Source organism: Terrabacter terrae (assembly GCF_039529575.1).
Taxonomy (GTDB): domain Bacteria; phylum Actinomycetota; class Actinomycetes; order Actinomycetales; family Dermatophilaceae; genus Terrabacter; species Terrabacter terrae.
Genome location: NZ_BAAANB010000007.1, coordinates 12064 through 15097, shown reverse-complemented (window position 1 = coordinate 15097; position 3034 = coordinate 12064). Strand labels below are relative to the sequence as shown.

Genomic DNA, 3034 nt, shown 5'->3' with positions numbered 1-3034 from the left:
TGCAAAGGTCGCCAAGGAGCTCGTGGAGACGCTGAAGGACGGCGAGCGAGGATTCGCCTCGGCCGCCGAGAAGCTGCGGGACGGCGACCGCCCCGAGTGGGCCACCACGCTGCAGCGCCTGTCGGAGCAGCGGGCCGGCTTCCGACGCGAGATCGTCGAGATGGGCCACGAGTACGGCGACGACGTCGACGAGAGCGGGTCCGCGACCGCCGCGGTCCACCGCGGGTGGATCGCGGTCAAGGACGCCCTGACCGGCGACGACGCCGGCACCCTCCTCGGCGCGGCCGTCACGGGCGAGGACCACGCGGTGTCGGAGTACGAGAAGGCCCTCGAGGGCGACCTCAGCGCCGGCTTCCGCGAGGTCGTGACGCGTCAGCACGCCGCCGTGGTCGCGGCCCGCGACGAGGTCAAGGCCCTCCAGGTCGCCGACTGACCGTCACCCGACTCACGACGACACCCCTTCGAGACCTCTCGGAGGGGTGTTCTCGTGTCCGGGCACGACAGGGGATCGGTGACCGGCCCACTGGAGGCGGACGGCAGACCCGAACACGGCTTCCTGGGCAGGGCCGTGATGCGAAAGCCCCGGGCAGCCGTCGAGGTGCCGGTCGTAGGCCGTGTCGCCCGGCCCGCAGGTCAGATGCCCACCCCGGACCGCTGGGCCTCGATGCCGAGCAGGTGGCCCAGGCTCTCCATCACCGCGCCCTTGGGCCCCTCGCCCTCCGGCGGCCCGTCGAGGACGGTGTCCTGCTCGAGGACGTACCACCCGGCATACCCGGCGTCCTCGAGGGCGTGGACGATGGCTCGCACGTCGACGTCGCCGCGTCCCAGCGGCACGTACATCCCGCCCTTGACCGCCTCGGTGTAGGTGACCTCGCCGCCCCGCACACGGCGCACCCAGTCGAGGCGGACGTCCTTGAGGTGCACGTGCGCGATGCGCTCGGGGTGCCGGGTGGCGAGTGCCACGGGATCGCCACCCCCGATGAGGAGGTGGCCGGTGTCGAGGCAGAGGCCGATCGTGGAGCCGTCGAGGACCCGATCGACCTCGGCTTCGGTCTCGACCATCGTGCCGACGTGGGGATGCAGGGTGGGTGTGAGCCCGCGCCGGCTGACGGCCTCGGCGAGGCGCTCGAGGTTGGCGAGCACGGTGTCCCAGCCGGCGTCGTCGAGCTCCGGCCGCCGGTCGTAGCCCTCGGCACCGGTGGCCGCGGCGAGCACGACGGTCGACGCGCCCGCCGCGACGAGGCTGTCGAGCGCGCGGTCCACGGTGGTGAGCGGGTCGTGCCCGGGGTCGTGCAACACCACCGGCACGAACTGGCCGACGGCCTGGAGCCCGTGCGCCCGCAGCGCCTCGGCCTTCTCGGCGGGGTCGTCCGGGAGGAAGCCGTCCGGGCCGAACTCGGTTGCGACGAGGCCTGACTCGGCCATCTCGGACAGGACCGTGGGGGCGTCGTACTGCCAACCCCAGCCGGGGACCTCGCAGACGCCCCACGAGATCGGCGCGCCGGCCACTCGCTCGTCCAGGGGCGGGACGACATCGGGGTTGCCCGGGTGCGAATGCGTGGGGGTGGGGGTCACTGCTGCGCCTCCTCCGGGCGCACCGGCGCGCCCCTCGTTGTCCCAACGAGCCTAGACGAGACCGGCCCCCTCGAGGCCGGAGGAACGCTGCGTCAGCCGAGAGGCTTGAGGACGTCCATGCCGAGGAAGGGGCGCAGGGCCTCGGGGACGCGGACCGACCCGTCGGGCTGCTGATGGTTCTCGAGGATCGCCACGAGCCAGCGCGTCGTGCCGAGCGTGCCGTTGAGCGTGGCGACGGCCCGGGTGCCCGACCCGTTCGGGTCGCGCTCGCGCGTGTTCAGCCGGCGCGCCTGGTACGTCGTGCAGTTCGAGGTGGAGGTCAGCTCGCGGTACTTGCCCTGCGTCGGCACCCAGGCCTCGCAGTCGAACTTGCGGGCGGCGGGACCGCCGAGGTCGCCGGCAGCGGTGTCGATGATCCGGTAGGGCACCTCGATCTTGGCGAGCATCTCGCGCTCCCAGGCGAGCAGTCGCTGGTGCTCGGCCTCGGCGTCCTCGGGACGGCAGTAGCTGAACATCTCGACCTTGTGGAACTGGTGCACGCGGATGATCCCGCGGGTGTCCTTGCCGTGCGACCCGGCCTCGCGGCGGTAGCAGGCCGACCACCCGGCATACCTCTTCGGGCCGTCCGACAGGTCGATGATCTCGTCGGCGTGGTAGCCGGCGAGGGCCACCTCGGAGGTGCCGGTGAGGTAGAGGTCGTCGGCCTCGAGGCGGTAGACCTCCTCGGCGTGCGCGTCCATGAAGCCCGCGCCGACCATGATCTCCGGTCGCGCGAGGGTCGGGGTGATCATCGCCGTGAACCCGGCCGCGGTCGCCTGGGCGATCGCCATGTTGAGCAGGGCCAGCTCGAGCAGGGCACCGACACCGGTGAGGTAGTAGAAGCGGGCCCCGCCGACCTTGGCGCCGCGCTCCATGTCGATGGCGCCGAGCCTCTCGCCGAGCGCCAGGTGGTCGAGCGGCTCGAAGCCCTCCGCCGCGAAATCCCTTGGCGTGCCGATGGTGTCGAGCACGACGTAGTCGTCCTCGCCGCCCACGGGCACGCCGTCGATGATGACGTTGCCGACCTTGCGCAGCAGCGTCTCGAGCTCCGCGCCGGCCTCGTCGGCCGCCGACTCGAGCGCCTTGACCTGCTCGCTGAGCCGAGCTGCGTGCGTGCGGGCCTCGTGGGCCACCTTCTCGAGGTGCTCGGCGTCGGCGGCGCCGCCCTTCTTCGCCTTCTGGAAGGCGCCCATCGCGGCCCCGACCGACCTGCTGACGGTCTTCTGCTCGGCACGCAGCGACTCGAACTCGCCCAGGGACGACCGACGGCGCTCGTCGGCAGCGAGGATCGCGTCCACGATCCCCGGGTCCTCTCCACGGGCCTGTTGCGAGGCGCGGACCCGGTCGGGTTCGTCGCGCACGAGCTTGATGTCGATCACGCGGGCCAGCCTATCCACGCGCCCGAGCCGACCACGACCGA

The 3034-nt window shown here is 72.4% G+C and carries 3 protein-coding genes; 1 reads left to right on the top strand and 2 read right to left on the bottom strand.

From position 1 onward, the window contains the following. Positions 1 to 433, top strand: a 433-nt coding sequence (locus ABD194_RS08255; protein WP_343989925.1) for a ferritin-like domain-containing protein, incomplete at its 5' end; no start/stop codon positions are given. Positions 434 to 633: 200 nt separating this feature from the next. Here the strand turns inward: ABD194_RS08255 and ABD194_RS08250 are convergent. Continuing rightward, positions 634 to 1575: a TIM barrel protein gene (locus tag ABD194_RS08250; protein ID WP_343989922.1), complete on the bottom strand. Its 942-nt coding sequence runs from the start codon at positions 1573 to 1575 to the stop codon at positions 634 to 636. A 92-nt stretch (positions 1576 to 1667) separates the two neighbouring features. Then, positions 1668 to 2993, bottom strand: coding sequence for a serine--tRNA ligase (gene serS / locus ABD194_RS08245; protein WP_343989919.1), 1326 nt, complete (start codon positions 2991 to 2993; stop codon positions 1668 to 1670). Positions 2994 to 3034 lie beyond the last annotated feature (41 nt).